Here is a 21,896-nt window from a genome sequence, read left to right as displayed (position 1 = left end):
AAAAAAGACCGTGCCCACGATGCGCGGATCAAAGGAGACTTCTGATGCCCGATGTTCTGGTGACACAGCGCCTGGTCGCCCTGTTCGGGGTGGCTGTCGCGTTGCTGAACTTTCCCCTGTTGGCCCTGTGGGACCATGACTCCCACTGGTTGGGTCTTCCTCTATTCCCCGTGGCGTTGTTCGCCATCTGGGCCTTGCTGATCGGCCTGCTGGCCTGGGTGGTCGAGCGTTCTCCCGAACCGGCACAAGGCACGCGCTGAGGCGAGCATTCCGGTGTTGCCCGCCTCCCTGCTCATTGCGGTTTCGTTTGCCTACTTGCTGGCGTTGTTCGCCATCGCCTGGTGGGCGGACCGACGGGCGCAGGCGGGGCGATCGGTTATCGGCAACGCCTGGGTCTACGCGCTGTCCCTGGCGGTGTACTGCAGCGCCTGGACCTATTTCGGCAGCGTCGGCCGCGCGGCCGGGTCCGGCGTGTGGTTCCTGCCCATCTACCTGGGGCCGATGCTCGCCATGATCCTGGCCTGGCTGGTGGTGCGCAAGATGATCCGCATCGCCCGCGCCTACCGCATCACCTCGATCGCCGATTTCATTGCCAGCCGTTACGGCAAGAGCCCGTCGCTGGCCGGTCTGGTGACGCTGATCACGGTGGTCGGCATCGTGCCCTACATGGCCTTGCAGCTCAAAGGCATTTCCAGCGCCTACGCGGTGATGACCTCGCCGCTGGGGGCCATGGCCGCGCGGGCCGGCCCCTGGTGGGCCGACAGCACGCTGTACTTCGCGCTGGCGCTGGCTGGCTTCACCATCGTCTTCGGCGCGCGGCACCTGGACACCACCGAACGGCATGAGGGGATGGTGGCGGCCATCGCTTTCGAATCCCTGGTCAAGCTGCTGGCCTTTGTGGCGGTGGGTCTGTTTGTCACCTACGGGTTGTTCAACGGACTGGGGGATCTGTTCGCTCGCGCCCGTGGCGACGACGGCATTCGTCGCCTGTTGCAGTTCGGCCAGGGACAGCCTTTCGCGTATTCCCAATGGGCGGGGCTGACGCTGCTGGCCATGCTGTCGGTGATCTTCCTGCCCCGGCAGTTTCAGGTCATGGTGGTCGAAAACGTGCACGAGTCGCACCTCAGGCGGGCCGTGTGGGTTTTTCCGCTGTATCTGCTCCTCATCAACCTCTTCGTGTTGCCGATCGCCATCGGCGGCCTGCTGCATTTCGGACCCGGGCGGATGAACGCCGAGATGTTCGTGCTGTCCTTGCCGCTGGCGCAAGGGTGGACGATGCTGGCGCTTGCGGCCTTTGTCGGTGGCCTGTCGGCGGCCACCGGCATGGTGATCGTCGAAGCCATCGCCGTCTCGACCATGGTCTGCAACGATCTGGTCATGCCCTGGTTGCTGCGCACCCGGCGCTTCGGTGCCCGTTCGGCGGCGGACCTGACCGGGATGCTGCTGGGCATCCGCCGGCTGGCCATTCTGGTCATCCTGATGTTGGGCTACCTGTACTTCCATCTCGCCGGCGAAGCCTATGCGCTGGTGAGCATCGGCCTCATCAGTTTTGCCGCGGTGGCGCAGTTTGCTCCTGCCTTGCTCGGCGGCATGTACTGGAAGGGGGGCACCCGCCACGGCGCGATGGCCGGCCTGCTGGCCGGCTTTCTGTGCTGGGCCTACACCTTGATGCTGCCCTCGCTGGCCAAATCCGGCTGGCTGGACGACGGCTTTCTGCGCGATGGGCTGTTTGGCATCGTCTGGCTCAAGCCGGAGGCGCTGCTCGGCCTGGGGGCGCTGGACAACCTGACGCATTCGCTGTTCTGGAGCCTGTTGCTCAACATCGGGGCCTATGTGGGCGTGTCGCTCTGGCGCCTGCCCACTGCCGCCGAAGCCAGTCAGGCGCTGTTGTTTGTCGATGTGGACCGGCGATCCGATGCCAGACAGCCGGTGTTCTGGCAGGGACGGGCCCAGGCCCCCGCGCTGCAGGCCTTGCTGGCCCGCTTTCTCGGTGTCGAGCGGGCGCAGCGCCTGATCGATGGCTACGCGCAGGAGCAGGCGGGCGGCACGGTGCAGGCTCTGGTGGCGGATGCGCGGCTGGTGCAGTTTGTCGAAACCCAGCTCGCCGGCGCCATCGGCAGCGCGTCGGCGCGGGTGATGGTGGCATCGACGGTCGAAGAAGAGGCGCTGGATCTGCAGGACGTGATGCGCATCCTGGATGAAGCCTCGCAGCTTCGGGCCTATTCACACGCGCTCGAAGAAAAGTCGGTCTCGCTGGAACGCGCGACGGCCGAGCTGCGCCAGGCCAACGAGCAGCTCACCAGCCTGGATCGGCTCAAGGACGATTTCATGTCCTCGGTCACCCACGAGTTGCGCACGCCGCTGACCTCGATCCGCGCCATGGCGGAGCTCATCCGCGACGAACCGGACATGCCGGCGGAGCAGCGGCAGCAGTTCCTGGGCATTGTGGTCGTCGAGGCCGAGCGCCTGAGCCGGCTCGTCAACCAGGTGCTGGACATGGCCAAGATCGAGGCCGGCCACGCCGAATGGCACAACACCGCCGTGGACATGCGTGCGCTGCTGGAGCAGGCCGCCGGCAGCTTGGCCGAGCTGATGCGGGAGCGCGGCATCACCCTGTCGCTGGAGCTCCCCGAGCAGGTTGCTCCGCTGCAGGCCGATGCCGATCGCATCACCCAGGTGGTGCTCAACCTGCTCTCCAACGCGGCCAAGTACGCGCCGCAGGACGGCGGTCGGGTGCGGCTGAGCCTGCAGGAATCGCCGGACGGGGTCAAGGTACAGGTACAGGACAACGGACCGGGCGTCCCGCTGGAGCAACGCGAGCGGGTGTTCGAGAAGTTCCGGCAGGTCAGCGGCGATGACCACTACCGCCCCGGTGGCACCGGTCTGGGCCTGCCGATCAGCCGCCAGATTGTCGAGCGCTTCGGCGGTCGGCTCTGGCTGGAGCCGGCGCCCGGCGGGGGCGCCTGTTTCGCGTTTTTCCTGCCGTTCGGGGCGCCAGTCCCGTCCGGATCCTCATCCTGAAAGGAGCGTTTCCATGACGCGCAAGCTGCTGATTGCCGATGACGAGCCCAACATCCTGATCTCGCTGGAGTACTTGCTCAAACGCGAGGGCTACCAGGTCACCGTCGCCCGCGACGGCCAGGAGGCGCTGGACGCGGTGGGTCGGGAATGCCCCGACCTGCTGCTGCTGGACGTCATGATGCCGCGCAAGAACGGCTTCGAGGTCTGCCAGGCCTTGCGGGCGGACGAACGTTTTGCCGCGCTGAAGATCCTGATGCTGACGGCGAAAGGCCGTGACACCGACGTCGCCAAAGGCCAGGCGCTCGGTGCGGACGCCTACATGACCAAGCCCTTCGCCACCCGTGAACTGGTGCAGAAGATCGCTGACATGCTTGAGGGCAACGCATGACCGCTGAACGCCGCCTGCTGCTGGTGACTGGGCTGGCCGCGCTGGCGCTGGCCGCCTGGCTCGGTCTGACCGTCGCCCTGGTGATGTTGACGCTGGAGCCAGCGGATCGTTCACTGGTGCAGCAGCTGCTGGCGCCGCGCTGGGCGCTGGCGCTGATGAGCTGGGTCTTCGCGGTGATGGTGGTGGCCGGACTGATCCGGCGCTACCTGATGCCGGCAATGGTCACACCCGCCCGCATCGCCGATCAGGCCCGGGCACTGGTGTCGACCGAGGGCGCTCCGCCCGTGGCGGCCTCCGGCCCGAAAGGGATCCAAGACCTTGCACAGGCCATCAATGAGCTGGCCGGCCAGCGCGACGAGCTGCGACGCAACATGGCCGAACGGGTGCAGGAGGCCAGCCGCAGCATCCAGCAGGAGCGCAACCGACTGGCGGCGTTGATGTCCGAACTGACGCAGAGCGTGGTCGTGTGCAACCTCGACGGCCGCATCGTGCTGTACAACAACCGGGCGCGGCTGCAGTTTCGGGCACTGTCACAGTCGCCAACCCTGGCCGACGGCGCCGAGCTGATCGGCATCGGGCGGTCCATTTACGGTGTGTTCGACCGGCAACTGGTGGCGCACGCGCTGGAGAGCATCCACCTGCGCATGGCGCGCGGCGCTGGAAGTCCCTCGGCGCAATTTGTCACGACCACCCGCTCGGGCCAGCTGCTGCGGGCCCAGATGGCGCCGGTGCGAGTCAGCGACGCGGCGGCGGGTGAGCCGGCGCTGAGCGGTTTCGTGCTGATGCTCGACAATGTGACGCGCAGTTTTCAGGAGGAGCACCAACGCGACCAGCTGATGCACGGCCTGACGGAGCGCAGCCGGTCTTCGCTGGCCAGCATGCAGACCGCCGTCGACATGCTGGCCTTGCCCGATCTGGAGCCGGACATGCGCGAGCGCTTCCTGGGCATCGTCGGCGACGAAGTCTCGGCCATGAGCCGGCGCATCGCGGACCTGGCCCACACCACGACCCAGGGCCTCAAGACCCGCTGGCCGCTGGAAGAGATGCTGGGTGCGGACCTGCTGCTGGCCGCGCAGCGGCGCATCGAGGCGGTGACCGGTCGTTCCGTGCCCACGGCCGAGGTCGATGCCTCGGTCTGGCTGCATGTGGACAGCTTTTCGCTGATTCAAGCGCTGACCTATCTGTCGACTCGGCTGTTCGAGGAGTTTGAGGTGCGCTTCCTGCGGCTGCGCCTGCAGTCGGCGGAGGGACGCGCCCGCCTGGACCTGATCTGGGAAGGGCACGCCATGAGCACCGAAACCGTGATGAGCTGGGAAGCCGATCCGATGCGGTTCGGGTCGGAAAGCACGCCGCTGAGCGTGCGCGACGTGGTCGACCGCCATGGCGGCGAAATGTGGTTCGAGCGCGAGCGCCTGCGCCACGAGGCTTTCTTCCGCTTCCTGCTGCCGCTGGCCAATGCCTCGGAGCAGCTGGAGGCCGCGCAGGTGCTGGTCAACGAAAGCCGGCCCGAGTATTACGACTTTGATCTTTTTCAGGGCACGGAGACAGACAGCGCCCTGGATGACCGGCCGCTTTCGCTGCTGTCGTTCACCGTGTTCGATACCGAGACCACCGGGCTGAATCCTTCACAGGGCGATGAGATCATTCAGATCGGCGCCATACGGGTAGTGAACGGGCGGCTTCTGCGGCAGGAGGCCTTCGAGCAGCTCGTGGATCCCGCGCGGGACATTCCTGCCGAATCCATTCCGATCCATGGCATCACGCCGGACATGGTGCAAGGCAAGCCCCGCATCGGACAGGTGCTACCGGCCTTCCATGCCTTCGCCCAGGACACCGTTCTGGTGGCCCACAACGCGGCGTTCGACATGAAGTTCCTGCAGCTCAAGGAGGCCAGCACGGGCCTGTCGTTTCACCAGCCGGTGCTCGACACCTTGCTGCTGTCGGCGGTGGTGCATCCGAACCAGGAGTCGCACCGTCTGGAGGCGATTGCCGAGCGCTTCAACATCACCGTGCTCGGCCGGCATACCGCGCTGGGCGACGCCATCGTGACAGCCGAAGTGCTATTGCGTCTGATTCCGCTGCTGCAGGAGAAGGGCATCCACACGCTGCGCGAGGCCCGCGATGCGGCTCAGAAAACCTACTACGCGCGCCTGAAGTACTGAAGACCATGACGCGCCACGCTGTCGACATGGAGACAGTGTTGGGGGTTTCCGCCTTGACCCCGGCCTGGGCCCTTCGTTCAATCGGGTTTTGTTTGCCTGCATCGGAGACTTCGCCCCATGAAACGCCGCCAATTTGCCCGTCTTGCCGCCGCCACGCTTGCTGCCCCCGCCCTGGGGGTTTCCGCGCAGGGCGGATTTCCGACCAAACCGATCAGGCTGGTCATTGCCTTCCCGGCGGGCGGCCCGACCGACATCACCATGCGCGCCCTGGCCGACAACGCCAGCAAGATTCTGGGCCAGCCGGTCATCGTTGAGAACAAGCCTGGCGCTGGCGGCACCCTGCCGGCCCAGGGCTTGCAGACGGCAGCGGCCGACGGCCACACCCTGGCGCAAATCCCGCTGGGGGTGTTCCGCCTGCCCTACACCACCAAACTCACCTGGGATCCGATCAAAGACATCACCTACGTGCTCAACGTGACCGGCTACGCCTTCGGGCTGGTGGTTCCGGCGGACTCGCCGCTGCGCACATGGACCCATTTCGTGGGCTGGGCCAAGGCCAACCCGGGCAAACTCACCTACGGCTCCACCGGCACGATGACCAGCCCGCACCTGACCATGGAGCTCATCGCCCAGAAGCTCGGCCTGCAACTGGTGCATGTGCCCTACCGGGGCAGCGCGGACCTGATGCAGTCCATTCTGGGCGGCAACATCATGGCAGCGGCCGATTCCACCGGCTTCGCGCCCCAGGTCGAGGCGGGCAAGCTGCGGGTGCTCAACACCTGGGGCGCCGAGCGCCTGGCCAAATTCCCCGATGCGCCCACGCTCAAGGAGCTGGGCCTGGACCTGGTACAGAACTCCCCCTTTGGCATCGGCGCCCCGAAAGGCACGCCGCCCGCCGTGGTCAAACGCCTGCACGACGCTTTCAAACAGGCGATGGAGCAGGAGAGCTACATCTCCGCGCTCAAACGCTACGACATGGTGCCCATGTACATGAGCAGCGCCGCGTATCTGAAGTTCGCGCAGGAGACCTTTGCGCGGGAAAAAGCACTGGTGGAGAAGCTCGGGCTGGCGAAGGCGTCGTAAGCGGGTGCCAGGTGGCGCACCCCTCAGAACTCCCACGCTGCGACGGCGCGTCCCAGATTCTGGCCGTTCTGGCGGCCCAGACCGATGGAGAGCGCCACGCCCTCCTGCACGCGCCAGCGCAGGCCGAGCTGGCGGCCGGTGTCGCCCGGGCCGGAGTCGCCGAACAGGTCGCCGGTCAGGGAAACGGTGGGGCTCAACGCCCATTCCCCGCCGATGGACCAGGTGTTGACCGACTGGCTGGGGCCGCCCTGCGGCCGCGCGACCGCATGGCCCAGATTCAGGTGCACGGCATGGCCGCCGTCATAGCGGTGGGTGAGCAACAGGGTCAACGCGGTGTCGCGCACCCGCGGCGCTCCATCCGGCCGGGCGTTTGCCAGCTCCAGTTTCAGGCCGGCCGTGGTCTCGCCCCATGTCAGCGGCACCCATTTGAACGACAGCCCGGTGGTGCGCTCGGCGGTGGACGGCACCGTCGCGTGGTCCGAGGCGCGGGCCACCACCAGGCCGATCTCCAGGTGTTCGACCGGTGCGAAGCCGAAGCCCAGCGCCGGCCCGCGCACGCTGCCCTCGCGGGCCCATTCGAACTCGACCTTGTAGCCGCCCTTGCCCAGGGTGCCGGCGTCGTCGGTGACCATGGGCGCTTCGGCGAAGGCGCCGGCACACCACAGGGACAGTGCAGCGGCCAGCCAACGGGAATGCGGCATCAACGGGGTGATCGGGTTCATCGGTGACTCCTGGTGGTGGGCATCGGTGCGCCCGGATCGTGGCAAGGGCCGGTTGGTTGTCAACGGGCCGATTCGAACTGGGTCTGGAGTTGCGAAAGCACCTCCAGCGTGCGCTCCGAGGTGGTGCTGGCGGCCTCCAGGGACTGCTGGCTGCGGACCGTCGCGCCCAGCGCGGAATTCATGAAGATCCACTGGCCTTCCAGCAACTGCATCTGGCTGGCGATGGCAGGGGACTGGATCGGCGAGGCTTTCAGCTCCGCCAGCAGTTTGGTAAAGCTGCCGCGGGCCGTGGTCACTTCCTCGGCGTTGGCCTTTTCGTCGACGCCGGCGCGCGCCAGCAGGAAATGCACAGCCAGGTGTTGCGTCAGGCGCTGCATTTCGGTGGTCAAGTTGAGGATGGCGGCGGCCGGGTTGCCCGATTCCTTGAGGATCTGGTCGCTCACCGCGGTGACCTTCTCGTCCAGATCGTCGGCTTCTTTGGCCAGTCTCACCAGCCCTTCGCGGTCTTTCGGGTCCAGTTTTTCGGCGGCTTGCAGGTAGCTCCGGTACGCGGTGCGGGCGTTGGCCCAGCCCGCCCGCAGGCTGTTGGATTTGTCCAGCGGCGAGAGTTCGTCGATCAGGGTTCGGGCTTCCCGCAACACACCGGCCAGCACCTTTTCAGCCTGGGAAGTCAGCACCCCCAGATGTCGCTGGACGGCGCAACGGGTGATGCGGTCGCTGAGCACGGACAGGCGGTTCAGGCGGGCAAGCTGTCCGCGGGCATCCACAGCTTCGGCCGGCTTGGCCACCGGTGTCTGCGCTGCCGCGATGCTCGACGTCGTTGCCAGCGCGATCAGGACCCAGCGGCGTCCGGTGTCGATGCGGTGCATGGTGTTTCTCCTTGCGAAAAGCCATGGGCCGAACCACTGTATGCCTCGCCGGGGCCACCGTCACCCGTGGCGTACTCAACCCTGATGACGGTAGGGGAAAGGGGGCGGAATGCCGGGTGCGCGGCTTCAGTGCCCGCGTGCCGCCAGCAGCGCCTGCGCCAGTTCGGCAAAGCCCGCGCCGCGTGCGCCCACGGTGACGTAGCGCGGCAGGTGCTGCATCCGGGGTGCGGCGTGGATGATGTTGGCGACACCGACGCTGTGGCGGAAATGCCGGAACATCGCTTCGTCGTTGCCCGAGTCGCCCACGGCGACCCAGCGGTCCAGCTCGGCCGGCAGGTCGCGGCCCAGCAGCGTTCGGGCGGCCCAGACGGCGCCACTCCATTTGTCGAAGGGGTTCACGGCGCCGTGGGTGTGGATGCTGCTGCGGGTGGTGAACAGCCCCTCGGCGCGCAGCACGGCTTCGATGGCGTCGATCTGTTCCGGCGCCAGGCAATCGAACTCGGCGTGGTCAAAGGCGATGTCGGTCTCGCGCCCGGCGGCGTCCCGCGACAGGTTCACCCCGGGGACCTCGCGCAGCACCCGCGCCGCCGCCTGGCGCAGGCGGCGGGAGTGTTCGTCGCGGGTAGCGGCATCCAGTTGGTATATTTTCGATAGCGAAAAATCACCTTTTTCCGCTGGGTATTGGCAGTTTTTGCCTGAAAACAGCGCGACTGAGCCGTTTTCGGCCACCACAGCATCAACCGGCCAGTCCAGAGCCTTGGGTTCGGCCCATCCGACCGGCCGACCGGTGATCGCGATGACCCTCAGGCCGGCGGACCGCAGTGCGGCCAGTGCGGCCAGGGCATCGTCGGTGATGGTGCCGTGGGTGGTCAGGGTGTCGTCGATGTCGGTGAACACCCCGCGGATGGCGCGCCGCTCGTCCAGCGGCCAGTCGGCGAGGGGTTTCATGGGCGGGGGCACTTCCAGACGTTCAGTGCGAGCGGGCGAGGCCGGCCCGCCGCCGGGCCGCTGCCCCCGCTGAAAATGGTGCCGTGCTTGCAGCGACCAGCAGGGGGCGCCACATCACCCCGCCGAGCCCAGCGCCAGCCCCGCATGTTCGCGCAGCGGGTGGAAGTGGATTTTCGGAAAGCGCTCCTGCGCCAGCCGCACGTCATATGGGCTGGTGCACAGGTAGGCCAGGGTGCCGGCGGCGTCCAGCGCCAGGCGTTGGGGGTAGGCGTTGGTGAACTCGCGCAGCTCGGCCGGCGTGTCGGCGGTGATCCAGCGCGCGCCGGTGTATTGGCAGCCCTCCAGGCGCACGTCGCAGTCGTACTCGCTCTTGAGGCGGTGTTGCACCACCTCGAACTGCAGCTGGCCGACCGCGCCCAGCAGCATGGGGCCGCCGATCTCAGGCTTGAAGACCTGGATCGCACCTTCCTCGCCGAGCTGGTCCAGCCCGGTCTGCAGTTGTTTGGTGCGCAGCGGGTTTTTCAGGATCACGGTCATGAACAGCTCGGGCGCGAAGAAGGGCAGGCCGGTGAACTGCAGGTTGGCGCCGTCGGTGATGGTGTCGCCCAGCTGCACGCCGCCGTGGGTGGTGAAGCCGATGATGTCGCCGGCGTAGGCCTCGTCGACCGCCTCGCGACGCTGGCTCATGAAGGTCACCACGCTGGTGGGGCGCAGCTCCTTGGCGGTGCGCTGCACCTTGAGCTTCATGCCCGGCGTGTACTTGCCCGAGGCCACGCGCACGAAGGCGATGCGATCGCGGTGGTTGGCGTCCATGTTGGCCTGCACCTTGAACACCACGCCGGCAAAGCCTTCATCGTCGGGCAGCACGGTCTTTTCCACCGGCTGCCTGTTGACGAGGAGCGAGCTCTTGCGCGGGCCGGGCGAGGGTGCCAGGTCCACCAGCGCGTCCAGCACTTCCATGACACCGAAGTTGTTCACGCCGGAGCCGAAGAACACCGGCGTCTGTTTGCCGGCGAGAAAGGCCTCGCGGTCGAAGGCCGGCGAGGCGCCGGTGGCCAGTTCCATGCTCTCCATGGCGGTGTCCCAGTCGTGGCCGAAGCGGGCCTTCAGGGAGGCCGGGTCGGTCAGCGGCACGGTCTCGAAGTCCTGCGGGCGGCGTTCGCTACCGGACTCGAACACGGTCATGGCCTGGGTGCGCAGGTTCACGATGCCGCCGAAGCTTTTGCCCTGGCCCACCGGCCAGGTCATGGGCACGCAGGGCATGCCGAGTTCGCGCTCCACTTCGTCGAGGATGTCCAGCGGGTCGCGCACCTCGCGGTCCATCTTGTTGACAAAGGTGATGATGGGCGTGTCGCGCTGGCGGCAGACCTCGATCAGGCGGCGCGTCTGCGCCTCCACGCCGTTGGCGGCGTCGATCACCATCAGCGCCGAGTCCACGGCCGTCAGCACGCGGTAGGTGTCTTCCGAAAAGTCCTTGTGGCCGGGGGTGTCGAGCAGATTGACCACGTGGTCGCGGTACAGCATCTGCATCACCGACGAAGCGACGGAAATGCCGCGCTGCTTCTCGATTTCCATCCAGTCGCTGGTCGCGTGGCGGCTGGCCTTGCGCGCCTTCACGCTGCCGGCGATCTGGATCGCGCCGGAGAAGAGCAGCAGTTTTTCCGTCAGCGTGGTCTTGCCGGCGTCGGGGTGGGAAATGATGGCAAAGGTGCGGCGGCGCCGGGTTTCGTGGGCGTAGGACACGGTGGAGATCCGAAGGGAAAGGGCAGGCCCGCCGGTCCGGGCGGCGCGGGTCGAAGGGGCTGGATTTTACCGACCCGCCGTTTCAGGCGGCCGGCCCCGCCGTTCGGACCTTGCGTCCCGGGCTGGCTGCGCGGCGTCTTGTGGGCGCGGCCGGCGCTGCGGATGCCGTGGTGTCTGTGATCCGGGGGGCGTGCGCGTCCTGGGCCACGGCGGCCTCAGCGGTCTGCCGCGCCGCCTGCAGAAGGCGGCGATGTTCGTCCACGATCAGATCCCCGAGGTCGGCCACATCGGGCAGTACGCGACGACATGCGATCAGTCCGTAGTCCAGCCGGCCGTTGTAGCTTTGCACCGTGACATTGAGCGCCACGCCATGGGCCGGAATCGACACCGGGTAGTAGCTGGTGAGTTCGGCGCCGGCAAAGTACAGGGGGAAATTCGGTCCGGGCACGTTGGAGACGATCACGTTCGCCAAGGGCGGCACGATATTCATCAGCCGCGACCGGCTGACCAGTGCGGCAAGCCCGGAAATCAGCCAGGGCGAACCGATGATGGGAAAGTCGGTCGGGATCACCGCCTTGAGCCGGCTCATCCGCGCCTTGGTTGCGCTGGTCGCTTCGTGGATGTGGCGCGCCCGGGCGGCGGGGTCGCGGATGTCGGTGGCCAGTGTCATGGTCACCATGCTGACCTGATTGTTGCCGGTGGCGTCGCCGGCGTCGCGCAGGCTGACCGGGACGGCGGCGACCAGTGACTTGGCCGGCTTTTCACCGAGTTCGCGCAGGAAACGGTCGATGGCTCCCCCGGTGGTTGCCAGCACCACATCGTTGACCGACACGCCCAGCGCGTGGGCGATCTGCTTGACCTCGGCCAGCGGGACGGTGCGTCCGGCGAATGCCCGCTGATTGGTGATGCTGACGTTGAGCGCCGTGCGGGGCGCAAACAGGTCCAGCCGGCTGGCCAGCGAAGGCGGGGCGGTGGCGGGGCCGTCATCCTGCGGGCGGGCAAAAGCCTCGCGCACGGCACGCACCATGCCCGGCGCCATGCGCGCGAGCTTGGCGTACTGCACCGCGGTGTGGCGTACGGCCGCGCCGGCCAGCTCGGCCAGCCCCAGCTGGTGGCTGCTGCGCTTGATGCGTGCCCGCGGCGGGCGCACCACACGGCCGGTGGGCGCCGTGTCAAAAATCGCCTGCGCCACCGCGATGCCGGCCTGCCCGTCGATGCCTGCATGGTGGGCTTTGGTGTAGAGCGCCACCTCGCCGCTCTTGAGGCCGTCAATGACAAAAAACTCCCACAGCGGGCGGCTGCGGTCGAGCAGCGACGAATGCAGCCGGGCCACATATTGCTGCAGCTGCCGGTTGGTGCCGGGTTTGGGCAGGGTGATATGGCGGACGTGGTAGTCGAGGTCAAAGTCGTCGTCTTCCACCCAGACCGGGTCGGACAGGTCGAAGGGCATCAGCACCAGCTTGCGGGTAAACAACTCGGCCAGGTGGATACGCGAGGCCATGTGGGCCTTGACGTCTTCGTAGAAATCGCCTTGGTAGCCATCGGGCAGCCGCAACACGTTCAACGAGCCGATGTGCATCGGCATCTCGGGTGATTCGATGTGCAGGAAAGCGGCGTCAAGCCCGCTGAGATGTTTCATGGGTCGGTCTCCGGCGTGGGACGGGTGGCCGCAAGTCTACGCCCGCCACCGCAACGGGCCAAACGGCCTTGGTGGCGGGCGGTCCCCTGTGGGACATCGGGGCCGGGGCGGCTCCCGGGTCGTCGCCAGCAGGGGGAATGCCGTCTTTTATATAATGCGCAGCTTCCGAGGAGCGTTGCAGCGCCCCCGGGGCCGTTGGTCCCTGGCGGAGCGTGAGGCTCGGAACCCTTCTTCGCAACGACGCTCATCCACTGTCCGTGTGGTGAGCCTGATTCCCCCCGGCGGTGGCTTTGTCAACTGATCTGTTGTGGAGTACACATGAACGCCCGAACCAATCCTGCCGTCCTGACCGACTGCGCCATCGCCGACATCACCCTGGCCGACTGGGGCCGCAAGGAAATCCGCATCGCGGAGACCGAAATGCCCGGCCTGATGGCCATCCGCGAGGAATTCGCGGCCAAGCAACCGCTGAAGGGCGCGCGCATCACCGGCAGCCTGCACATGACCATCCAGACGGCCGTGCTGATCGAGACGCTGCAGGCGCTGGGCGCGCAGGTGCGCTGGGCCTCGTGCAACATCTTTTCCACCCAGGACCATGCCGCCGCCGCCATTGCCGCCGGTGGCACGCCGGTGTTCGCCGTCAAGGGTGAGACGCTGGCCGACTACTGGGACTACACCCACCGCATCTTCGACTTCGGCGCGGCTGGCACCGACGGCGAAGGCCCGAACATGATCCTGGACGACGGTGGCGACGCCACGCTGCTGATGCACCTGGGCAAGCGTGCCGAGAAAGACGCGTCGCTGGTCGCCGGTGACGGCCACAGTGAGGAAGAGCGCATCCTGTATGCCTCCATCCGCGCCAAGCTGGCGGTGGACCCGACCTGGTACAGCCGCAAGAGCGCCCAGATCATCGGCGTGACCGAAGAAACCACCACCGGCGTGCACCGCCTGAAGGAAATGTCGGCCAAGGGCAGCCTGATGTTCCGCGCCATCAACGTGAACGACTCGGTCACCAAGAGCAAGTTTGACAACCTCTACGGCTGCCGCGAATCGCTGGTGGACGGCATCAAGCGCGCCACCGACGTGATGATCGCCGGCAAGGTGGCCGTGGTCTGCGGCTACGGCGACGTGGGCAAAGGCAGCGCCCAGGCCCTGCGCGCGCTGTCGGCCCAGGTGTGGGTGACCGAGATCGACCCGATCAACGCCCTGCAGGCCGCCATGGAAGGCTACAAGGTCGTCACCATGGACTGGGCCGCCGACAAGGGCGACATCTTCGTCACCACCACCGGCAACCGCGACGTGATCACCTTCGAGCACATGAGCGCGATGAAGGACCAGGCCATCGTCTGCAACATCGGCCATTTCGACAATGAAATCCAGGTGGCCCGCCTGGAGGAAAAGTGCCGCTGGGAAGAAGTGAAGCCCCAGGTGGACCATGTGATCTTCCCGGACGGCAAACGCATCATCCTGCTGGCCAAGGGCCGGCTGGTGAACCTGGGCTGCGGCACCGGCCACCCCAGCTTCGTGATGTCGTCCAGCTTTGCCAACCAGACCATCGCCCAGATCGAGCTGTTCACGCACAGCGACTATTACGAGCAGGGCAAGGTCTACGTGCTGCCCAAGCACCTGGACGAAAAAGTGGCCCGCCTGCACCTGAAGAAGGTGGGCGCGATGCTGACCGAGCTGAGCGACGAGCAGGCCGCCTACATCGGTGTGCCCAAGCAAGGCCCGTACAAGCCGGACACCTACCGCTATTGAGGTCGTCAGCGCGGCTGCGTGGTCCGGATGCTTCGTGGCGGGTCAGCCACGGAATCCGCCACTTGGCGGGGCGGCAGGGTCCCCGGCATCGGGCCACCGGACCGCTCGCCACGCGCAGGACCTGTCGCAGGCACTTTTCCATGCGTGCTGACCAACTCCTCGTCGACTGCGGCCTGGCCGCTTCCCGCGCGCAGGCGCAGCGGCTGGTCGCGGCCGGCGTGCGCTGGCGGCTGCCCGGCGGCGGCTGGAAAGCGGTGGCCAAGAACGGCGAGGAGCTGCCGGCCGGCGCCGAGCTGGAACTGCTGGACGCCGCCGAGGCGCGGTTTGTCTCGCGCGGCGGGCTCAAGCTCGACGGCGCGCTCACCGCGGCGGGGCTGGACGTGAGCGGCTGGCGCTGCCTGGACGTCGGCCAGTCCACCGGGGGCTTTACCGACTGCCTGCTGCAGCGCGGCGCCGCCCACGTGACCGGCGTGGATGTCGGCCATGCGCAGCTGCACCCGCGCCTGCGCGCGGACGCACGGGTGACGGCGCTGGAAGGGGTGAACGCGCGGACGCTGGATGCATCTGTTTTGATAGCAAACGATGACCATTCTGTGCTGGGTATCGGCCAAAAAAGTGCTGAATTCGATCTGGTGACGGGCGATCTGTCCTTCATTTCGCTCACGCTGGTGCTGCCGGCGCTGGCGCCGTTGCTGCGGCCGGGCGGACAGCTGCTGATGCTGGTCAAGCCGCAGTTCGAGCTGCAGCCGGCCCAGATCGGCAAAGGCGGCATCGTGAAAGACGCCGCGCTGTACCCGGTGGTGGAGGCCCGTATCCGCGCGGCCTGCGTGGCCCTGGGGCTGACGGTTACCGGCTGGTTCGACAGCCCCATCACCGGGGGCGACGGCAACCGGGAATTTTTTGTCTGCGCCCGAACGCCGGGCGCCTGCTGACCAAAGGAGGCAGACCATGGGTCTTGCGCTGAGTTTCGAGTTTTTTCCGCCCAAGACGCCCGAGGGCGCTGACAAGCTGCGCGCGGTGCGCCAGACGCTGTATGCGCTGCGTCCCGAGTTCTGTTCCGTCACCTATGGCGCCGGGGGCTCCACCCAGGACGGCACGCTGCAGACGGTGCAGGCCATCCTGGACGAGGGGCAGCGCGGTGCGTCGCACTTCACCTGTGTCGGCGCGAGCCGCGCGTCGGTGCGCGAGAAGCTGGCGGTGTTCCAGGCCATGGGGGTGCGCCGCCTGGTGGCGCTGCGCGGTGACCTGCCCAGCGGCTACGGCGGCATGGGCGAGCTGCGCTACGCCGCCGATCTGGTGGCGTTCATCCGCGCCGAGACCGGTGACGCCTTTCACCTGGAAGTGGCCGCCTACCCCGAAATGCACCCCCAGGCGCGCAGCCCCGAGGCGGATCTGCAGGCCTATGCCGCCAAGGTGAAGGCGGGGGCAAACTCGGCCATCACCCAGTTTTTCTTCAACAGCGACGCCTACTTCCGCTTTGTGGACGACGCGCACAAGCTGGGCGCCGACATCCCGGTGGTGCCGGGCATCATGCCCATCACCAACGCCAGCGGCCTGCTGCGGTTTGCCGACAACTGTGGCGCCGAGGTGCCGCGCTGGATTCGCCTGCGCCTGCAGGCCTTCGGTGACGACACGGCGTCCATCAAGGCCTTTGGCCTGGACGTGGTGACCGACCTGTGCGACCAGCTGCGCAGCGCCGGCGCGCCGGGGCTGCACTTCTACACCATGAACCAGAGTGGCCCGACCACCGACATCCTGCGGCGGCTGGGGCTGGCGGAAGCCGTGGCGTGAGACCGCTGGCGGCGGCGCTGGCGTGGGTGCTGCTGCTGGCAGGCCCCGGGGGCGCGGCCGCGGAAGGGGCGGAGCCCGCCCCGCCACCGGCCCTGGAGCTGGCGACGGAAGCGACCCCCGACGCGGGCGCCGGCACCGGCTTGCGGGCCGAGCCGCCGGCCAGGGCCGAGATCGAGCAGGCCCTGCAGCGCGAAATCGACCGCGGCAAGGCCTCCTGGTATGGCAAGCGGTTTCACGGGCGCCGCACGGCCAGTGGCGAGCGTTTCAACATGTATGCGCTCACGGCCGCTCACCCCAGCCTGCCGTTCGGCACCCGGCTGCGGGTGCGGCATGTGGAATCGGGCCGCGAAGTGGAGGTGCGCATCAACGATCGCGGACCGCACGTGGACGGCCGTATCCTGGACCTGAGCCAGGCGGCCGCGCAGGCACTGGGCATGCTGTCCTCGGGTACGTCCGAGGTGGTGCTGGTCGAGCCCTGAGCGTTTTCCCGCAGGTGGCCGGAACCGCCCGTCCATGCCCCACAATCGCCGCCGCAGTGCATTTTTCACCCAGGAGACACCATGAAACTTGAAACCCTGGCCGTTCACGGCGGCTACACCCCCGATCCCACCACCAAGGCGGTGGCGGTGCCGATCTACCAGACGGTGGCCTACGCCTTCGACAACACCCAGCACGGCGCCGACCTGTTCGACCTGAAGGTGGCGGGCAACATCTACAGCCGCATCATGAACCCGACCAACGGGGTGCTGGAGGCCCGCATCGCGGCGCTGGAAGGCGGCATCGGCGCGCTGGCCGTGGCCTCGGGCATGGCGGCCATCACCTACGCCATCCAGACCATTGCCGAAGCGGGCGACAACATCGTCTCCGCTTCCACGCTGTACGGCGGCACCTACAACCTGTTTGCCCACACCTTCCCGCAGCAGGGCATCACGGTGCGCTTTGCCGACCCGTCCGACCCGGCCGCGTTTGCCGCGCTGATCGACGAGCGCACCAAGGCGGTGTATTGCGAGTCGGTGGGCAACCCGCTGGGCAACGTCACCGACATCGGGGTGCTGGCCGCCGTGGCCCACGCGGCCGGCGTGCCGCTGATCGTGGACAACACTGTGCCCAGCCCCTACCTGTGCCGCCCGTTCGAGCACGGTGCCGACATCGTGGTGCATTCGCTGACCAAGTATCTGGGCGGCCACGGCACCAGCATCGGCGGCGCCATCGTCGATTCCGGCAAGTTCCCCTGGGCGGAGCACAAGACGCGCTTCAAGCGCCTGAACGAGCCCGACGTGAGCTACCACGGCGTGGTCTACACCGAGGCGCTGGGCGCGGCGGCCTACATCGGCCGCGCGCGGGTGGTGCCGCTGCGCAACATGGGCGCTGCACTGAGCCCGATGAACGCGTTCCAGATCCTGCAAGGCATCGAAACGCTGGCGCTGCGCATGGACCGCATCTGCGAGAACGCGGTCAAGGTGGCCACGCACCTGAAGCACCACGCCAAGGTCGGCTGGGTCAACTACGCCGGCCTGGCGGACCACAAGGACCACGGCCTGGTGCAGACGTACATGGGCGGACGCGCCTCGGGCATCATCAGCTTCGGCCTGAAGTCCGATGACGCCATCGCCGCCGGCGCGCGCTTCCAGGACGCGCTGCAGCTGTTCACCCGGCTGGTCAACATCGGTGACGCCAAGTCGCTGGCCTGCCACCCGGCGTCGACCACCCATCGCCAGCTCAACCCGGCCGAACTGGCCAAGGCGGGCGTGAGCACGGACATGGTGCGCCTGTCGGTCGGCATCGAGCACATCGACGACCTGATCGCCGATCTGGACCAGGCGCTGGCCCAGGTCTGATCCAATCGTCGCAGCGAATGAGAAAGGGCCCGCGTTTGCGGGCCCTTGGTTTTCAGGGGCAGCCGATGGACGCCGTGCTCAGCGCTCGTCGTAGCTGACCACCAGCGCGTCACTGGTCGGGCGCGCCTGGCAGGAGAGCACAAAACCCTTTTCGGTCTCCCAGGGCTCGAGCGTGAAGTTCTTGTCCATGACCACCGAGCCTTCCATCACCTTGGCCCGGCAGGTGCAGCACACACCGCCGCGGCAGGACCAAGGCAGGTCCAGGCCGGCGGCCAGCGCCACGTCCAGCACCCGCTGCTCCGGGTTCATGCGCAGCGCATGGGGTTTGCCGTCCAGCACCACCGTGAGGGCCACCGAGCCGGTCTGCGACACCGTGTGACTTTTTTCGACGGCCGCCGTGCGCTGCTCGGCGTTCAGGGCCTCCAGCGTGGGCGAGGTGAAGCGTTCGGTATAGACGCGCTCGCGCGGCACGCCCGCCCCCAGCAGCGCCGCTTCGGTGGCTTCGATCATGGCTTCCGGGCCGCAGACGAACACCTCGTCCATGCTGCGGGCCGGCAGCAGCGTGTCCATGATGGCGCGCACCTTGTCGCCGTCGATCCGGCCCTGCAGCAGGTCCACCTCCTGCGCCTGGCGCGAGAGGATGTGGATCAGCGTCAGCCGGTCGGGGTACTGGTCTTTCAGGTCCTGCAGCGCTTCGTTGAACATCACGCTGTCCATGCGGCGGTTGCCGTAGACCAGGGTGAACTTGGTTTCCGGCTGCTCTTCCAGGGCGGTGGCCAGAATGGAGAGGATGGGGGTGATGCCCGAACCGGCCGCAAAGCCCACCCGGTGCAGGGCGCGGGGCCGTTTCGATGTGAAGCGGCCGTCCGGCGGCATCACGGCCAGGGTGTCGCCCGCCTTGAGGGTGGTGGCCGCCCAGTTGGAAAACACGCCGCCTCCCATGGGGCGGATCCCCACTTCGAGTTCGCCCTGTTGCTGGAAGCGGCTGCGCGTGCTGCAGATCGAGTAGCTGCGGCGCACATCGGCACCCCCGATCTGGGCGCGCAGGGTCAGAAACTGGCCGGGCTCGAAGGCGAAGGTCTCGCGCAGGCTCTCGGGAACGGCAAACGCGATGGCAACGGCGCCGGCGGCCTCGGGGCTGACGCGCGTGATCGGCAGATCGTGGAAACGGGGGGCAACGGACATGTTTTTTTCGCGCCGGTCGCGCGTCTCCTCGGTCAATAGGGTTTGAAGTAATCGAACGGTTCCATGCAGTCCAGGCAGCGGTACTGCGCCTTGCAGGCGGTGGAGCCGAAGTGCGAAATTTCGGTGGTGTTGGCACTGCCGCAGTGCGGGCAGGGCACGGCTGCAGCGGGCAGCGCGGCAAAACGCAGCACGGCGCTGGCGCCCGGCGCCGGCATGGCGCTGCTGCAGCGCGGCGGTGCGATGCCGTAGGCCCGCAGCTTCTCGCGGGCGTCGTCGGTCATCCAGTCGGTGGTCCAGGCGGGGGCGAGCTGGGTGACGACGCGCGCCTCGACACCCTGCGCGGCCAGCGTGGCCCGCACGTCGTCTTCGATCTGGCCCATGGCCGGACACCCGCTGTAGGTGGGGGTGATGACCACTTCCAGCATGCCGTCCGTCCCGCGACGGATGTCGCGCAGGATGCCCAGCTCCCGCAGGGTGACCACGGGAATTTCGGGGTCGGTCAGCACCTCCAGTGCCGACCAGATGGCGGTGTGCCCGGCCGGCTGGATGTCGGTGGCGTTCATGGCCGCCAGGTCACCAGGTTGCGCCCGGGTGTGCGCGGGCGAGGCTTTGCATTTCGGCCAGCACGAAACCCAGATGCTCGGAGTGGATGCCCTGCTTGCCTTCGGTCACGTAGCCTTTGGCCGGGGCGGGCCGCACCAGGGTGGCTTCCTGCAGCGCGGCATCGACCAGGGCGTCCCAGTCGGCGCGCAGGGCGCCGGGATGGACGCCGGCTCCCTGCGCCTGGGCCACCGTTTCGGCGGCGCTGTCGGCCCAGAATTCGGTGGTGTAGGGCATCAGGTGGTCCAGCGCGGCCTGGGCGCGGGCGTGCGACTCTTCGGTGCCGTCGCCGAAACGCACCAGCCAGTCACGCGAGTGGCGCAGGTGGTAGCGCACCTCCTTGAGCGACTTGGCCGCGATGGCCGCCAGCTGTGGATCGGTCGAGCCCTGCAGGCGCTCCCACACCAGCACCATCAAGGCGCTGTAGAGGAAATTGCGCACGATGGTGGTGGCGTAGTCGCGATCACCCCGGGCGGTGCCGGCCAGCGCCGGGCTGTGCGGCAGTTCCAGCAGGGTGTAGTTGCGGAAGTCCGGCACGTCCCGAAAGTAGGCGAGCGTGTCTTCGGTGGCGCCGTTGCCCTGCAGCGTGGCAACGTGCTGGTACAGCAGACGGGCCTGGCCGATCAGGTCCAGGCTGTTGTTGGCCATGGACAGGTCTTCTTCGATGATCGGGCCGTGCCCGCACCATTCGGCGTTGCGCTGACCGAGGATCAGCGCGTTGTCCGCCAGGTGCAGCAGGTAGTCGACAGGTGCCTGGACGCTGGCCGCCATGCGCGGTTCGACGGCGTTCATCACATGTGCCCCACTTCTTCCGGAATGTCGTAGAAGGTGGGGTGGCGGTAGATCTTGTCGCCGGCCGGCTCGAAGAACTCGCCTTTTTCGTGGGGCTCGCTGGCGGTGATGTCGACCGAGCGCACCACCCAGATGCTCACGCCTTCCTGGCGGCGGGTGTAGACGTCACGCGCCATCTGCAGCGCGTGCTGGGCATCGCTGGCGTGCAGGCTGCCGCAGTGCTTGTGTTCCAGGCCCTGCTTGCTGCGGACAAAAACTTCCCACAGGGGCCATTCTTTCAGTGCGGGGGTGCTCATGCGGCTTCCTTCAAGGTGCGTTGCTGTTGCTTGCGGGCGTGGGCCAGTGCGGCGTCGCGCACCCACTGACCGTCGTTGTGGGCCTTGACGCGGGTGGCCAGGCGTTCCTTGTTGCAGGGGCCGTTGCCGTTGACGGTGGCCCAGAACTCGTCCCAGTCGATCTGCCCGTGGTCCCAGTGGCCGCGTGCCTCGTTCCACTTCAGTTCCGGGTCGGGCAAGGAGACGCCGAGCACCTGGGCCTGCGGCACGGTGGCGTCGATGAATTTCTGGCGCAGGCCGTCGTTGGAGATGCGCTTGATGCCCCAGCGCATGCCCTGGGCGCTGTGCGGGCTGTCGCTGTCGGGCGGCCCGAACATGGCCAGACATTTCCACCACCAGCGGTTGACGGCGTCCTGGACCATGGCCTTCTGTTCGTCATTGCCGCGCATCATGACCAGCAGCGCCTCGTAACCCTGGCGCTGGTGGAAGGATTCTTCCTTGCACACCCGGATCATGGCGCGGGCATAGGGGCCGTAGCTGCAGCGGCACAGCGGGATCTGGTTCATGATGGCCGCGCCATCCACCAGCCAGCCGATCACCCCCACATCCGCCCAGTTCAGTGTCGGGTAATTGAAGATGGAGCTGTACTTGGCCTTGCCGCTGTGCAGTGCCGCGAGCATCTGGTCGCGGCTGGTGCCCAGGGTTTCGGCGGCCGAGTACAGGTACAGGCCATGGCCGCCTTCGTCCTGCACCTTGGCGATCAGGATCGCCTTGCGTTTGAGGCTGGGTGCACGGCTGATCCAGTTGCCCTCGGGCAGCATGCCCACGATTTCGCTGTGGGCGTGCTGGCTGATCTGGCGCACCAGGGTTTTCCGATAGGCGTCTGGCATCCAGTCGCGTGGCTCGATCTTGCCGTCGGCGTCGATGGTGGCCTCGAAGCGGTTGTTGAGGACCTGTTCGGCTTCGGACAGCGGAACAGCCTTCAGGCCGGCGGGCTTCCCCTCGGCCTGGTCCTGCACGGAGAAAGATTGGGTGTACATGGGCGACTCCATCCCCGATGGAACCGGGGTTGGGCCGCAGTA

General features: G+C 67.3%; 20 protein-coding genes and 1 riboswitch. Of the genes, 10 read left to right on the top strand and 10 right to left on the bottom strand.

What is annotated here, in order from left to right; all coding sequences use genetic code 11:
- Window positions 1–44 precede the first annotated feature (44 nt).
- From AC2EBU_RS09020 to AC2EBU_RS09000, 5 genes are all read left to right on the top strand, one after another.
- Entirely contained in the window at window positions 45–260 is a 216-nt protein-coding gene (locus tag AC2EBU_RS09020; protein WP_484610020.1) for a hypothetical protein, read from the top strand.
- A 13-nt stretch (window positions 261–273) separates the two neighbouring features.
- Window positions 274–3,021, top strand: coding sequence for an ATP-binding protein (locus AC2EBU_RS09015; protein WP_484610019.1), 2,748 nt, complete (start codon window positions 274–276; stop codon window positions 3,019–3,021).
- A 13-nt stretch (window positions 3,022–3,034) separates the two neighbouring features.
- Window positions 3,035–3,409, top strand: coding sequence for a response regulator transcription factor (locus AC2EBU_RS09010; RefSeq protein ID WP_484610018.1), 375 nt, complete (start codon window positions 3,035–3,037; stop codon window positions 3,407–3,409).
- Window positions 3,406–5,571, top strand: coding sequence for a 3'-5' exonuclease (locus AC2EBU_RS09005; protein ID WP_484610017.1), 2,166 nt, complete (start codon window positions 3,406–3,408; stop codon window positions 5,569–5,571). The genes AC2EBU_RS09010 and AC2EBU_RS09005 overlap by 4 nt, the downstream gene beginning before the upstream one ends.
- Before the next feature lie 117 nt (window positions 5,572–5,688).
- Window positions 5,689–6,654: a tripartite tricarboxylate transporter substrate binding protein gene (locus AC2EBU_RS09000; protein WP_484610016.1), complete on the top strand. Its 966-nt coding sequence runs from the start codon at window positions 5,689–5,691 to the stop codon at window positions 6,652–6,654.
- 23 nt (window positions 6,655–6,677) lie between these two features.
- Here AC2EBU_RS09000 and AC2EBU_RS08995 read toward each other — a convergent pair whose 3' ends face one another.
- The 5 genes from AC2EBU_RS08995 to AC2EBU_RS08975 all read right to left on the bottom strand — a co-directional run bounded on the left by AC2EBU_RS08995 (window position 6,678) and on the right by AC2EBU_RS08975 (window position 12,575).
- Window positions 6,678–7,376 (bottom strand): hypothetical protein, encoded by a 699-nt coding sequence (locus AC2EBU_RS08995; protein WP_484610015.1) that lies wholly within the window; start codon window positions 7,374–7,376, stop codon window positions 6,678–6,680.
- A 59-nt stretch (window positions 7,377–7,435) separates the two neighbouring features.
- Entirely contained in the window at window positions 7,436–8,245 is an 810-nt protein-coding gene (locus AC2EBU_RS08990; RefSeq protein WP_484610014.1) for a hypothetical protein, read from the bottom strand.
- A 126-nt stretch (window positions 8,246–8,371) separates the two neighbouring features.
- Window positions 8,372–9,193 carry an HAD family hydrolase gene (locus tag AC2EBU_RS08985; RefSeq protein ID WP_484610013.1) on the bottom strand — a complete coding sequence of 274 codons (822 nt, stop codon included), beginning with the start codon at window positions 9,191–9,193 and terminating at the stop codon, window positions 8,372–8,374.
- Window positions 9,194–9,307: 114 nt separating this feature from the next.
- Window positions 9,308–10,936, bottom strand: coding sequence for a peptide chain release factor 3 (locus tag AC2EBU_RS08980; protein WP_484610012.1), 1,629 nt, complete (start codon window positions 10,934–10,936; stop codon window positions 9,308–9,310).
- A gap of 82 nt (window positions 10,937–11,018) precedes the next feature.
- Window positions 11,019–12,575 carry a WS/DGAT/MGAT family O-acyltransferase gene (locus AC2EBU_RS08975; protein WP_484610011.1) on the bottom strand — a complete coding sequence of 519 codons (1,557 nt, stop codon included), beginning with the start codon at window positions 12,573–12,575 and terminating at the stop codon, window positions 11,019–11,021.
- 162 nt (window positions 12,576–12,737) lie between these two features.
- Window positions 12,738–12,828: riboswitch (S-adenosyl-L-homocysteine riboswitch) on the top strand.
- A gap of 65 nt (window positions 12,829–12,893) precedes the next feature.
- Between AC2EBU_RS08975 and ahcY the strand changes: the two genes are divergently transcribed.
- The 5 genes from ahcY (at window position 12,894) to AC2EBU_RS08950 (ending at window position 17,962) form a co-directional block, all read left to right on the top strand.
- Window positions 12,894–14,333, top strand: coding sequence for an adenosylhomocysteinase (ahcY, locus tag AC2EBU_RS08970; RefSeq protein ID WP_484610010.1), 1,440 nt, complete (start codon window positions 12,894–12,896; stop codon window positions 14,331–14,333).
- 140 nt (window positions 14,334–14,473) lie between these two features.
- A complete protein-coding gene (locus AC2EBU_RS08965; protein WP_484610009.1) occupies window positions 14,474–15,265 on the top strand; it encodes a TlyA family RNA methyltransferase in 792 nt (263 codons plus the stop codon).
- A gap of 16 nt (window positions 15,266–15,281) precedes the next feature.
- A complete protein-coding gene (gene metF / locus AC2EBU_RS08960) occupies window positions 15,282–16,124 on the top strand; it encodes a methylenetetrahydrofolate reductase [NAD(P)H] (protein WP_484610008.1) in 843 nt (280 codons plus the stop codon).
- On the top strand, window positions 16,121–16,603 hold the full coding sequence (locus AC2EBU_RS08955; RefSeq protein ID WP_484610007.1) for a septal ring lytic transglycosylase RlpA family protein: 483 nt from the start codon (window positions 16,121–16,123) through the stop codon (window positions 16,601–16,603). The genes metF and AC2EBU_RS08955 overlap by 4 nt, the downstream gene beginning before the upstream one ends.
- 81 nt (window positions 16,604–16,684) lie before the next feature.
- Window positions 16,685–17,962 (top strand): O-acetylhomoserine aminocarboxypropyltransferase/cysteine synthase family protein, encoded by a 1,278-nt coding sequence (locus AC2EBU_RS08950; protein WP_484610006.1) that lies wholly within the window; start codon window positions 16,685–16,687, stop codon window positions 17,960–17,962.
- A gap of 78 nt (window positions 17,963–18,040) precedes the next feature.
- On the opposite strand, the gene paaE is transcribed toward AC2EBU_RS08950, so the two are convergent.
- The 5 genes from paaE to paaA are packed head-to-tail and all read right to left on the bottom strand — an operon-like array spanning window position 18,041 to window position 21,854.
- Window positions 18,041–19,147: a 1,2-phenylacetyl-CoA epoxidase subunit PaaE gene (paaE, locus tag AC2EBU_RS08945; RefSeq protein ID WP_484610005.1), complete on the bottom strand. Its 1,107-nt coding sequence runs from the start codon at window positions 19,145–19,147 to the stop codon at window positions 18,041–18,043.
- 32 nt (window positions 19,148–19,179) lie between these two features.
- Window positions 19,180–19,710: a 1,2-phenylacetyl-CoA epoxidase subunit PaaD gene (gene paaD, locus AC2EBU_RS08940; protein ID WP_484610004.1), complete on the bottom strand. Its 531-nt coding sequence runs from the start codon at window positions 19,708–19,710 to the stop codon at window positions 19,180–19,182.
- A gap of 10 nt (window positions 19,711–19,720) precedes the next feature.
- Window positions 19,721–20,539: a 1,2-phenylacetyl-CoA epoxidase subunit PaaC gene (gene paaC / locus AC2EBU_RS08935; RefSeq protein WP_484610003.1), complete on the bottom strand. Its 819-nt coding sequence runs from the start codon at window positions 20,537–20,539 to the stop codon at window positions 19,721–19,723.
- Window positions 20,539–20,835 (bottom strand): 1,2-phenylacetyl-CoA epoxidase subunit PaaB, encoded by a 297-nt coding sequence (gene paaB, locus AC2EBU_RS08930; protein ID WP_484610002.1) that lies wholly within the window; start codon window positions 20,833–20,835, stop codon window positions 20,539–20,541. The genes paaC and paaB overlap by 1 nt, the downstream gene beginning before the upstream one ends.
- Window positions 20,832–21,854 (bottom strand): 1,2-phenylacetyl-CoA epoxidase subunit PaaA, encoded by a 1,023-nt coding sequence (gene paaA, locus AC2EBU_RS08925; protein WP_484610001.1) that lies wholly within the window; start codon window positions 21,852–21,854, stop codon window positions 20,832–20,834. The genes paaB and paaA overlap by 4 nt, the downstream gene beginning before the upstream one ends.
- Window positions 21,855–21,896 lie beyond the last annotated feature (42 nt).

Source organism: Curvibacter sp. T50 (assembly GCF_057219955.1).
Note: the sequence above shows the minus strand (reverse complement) of the source record. Positions and strands in the feature narration are given on the sequence as shown.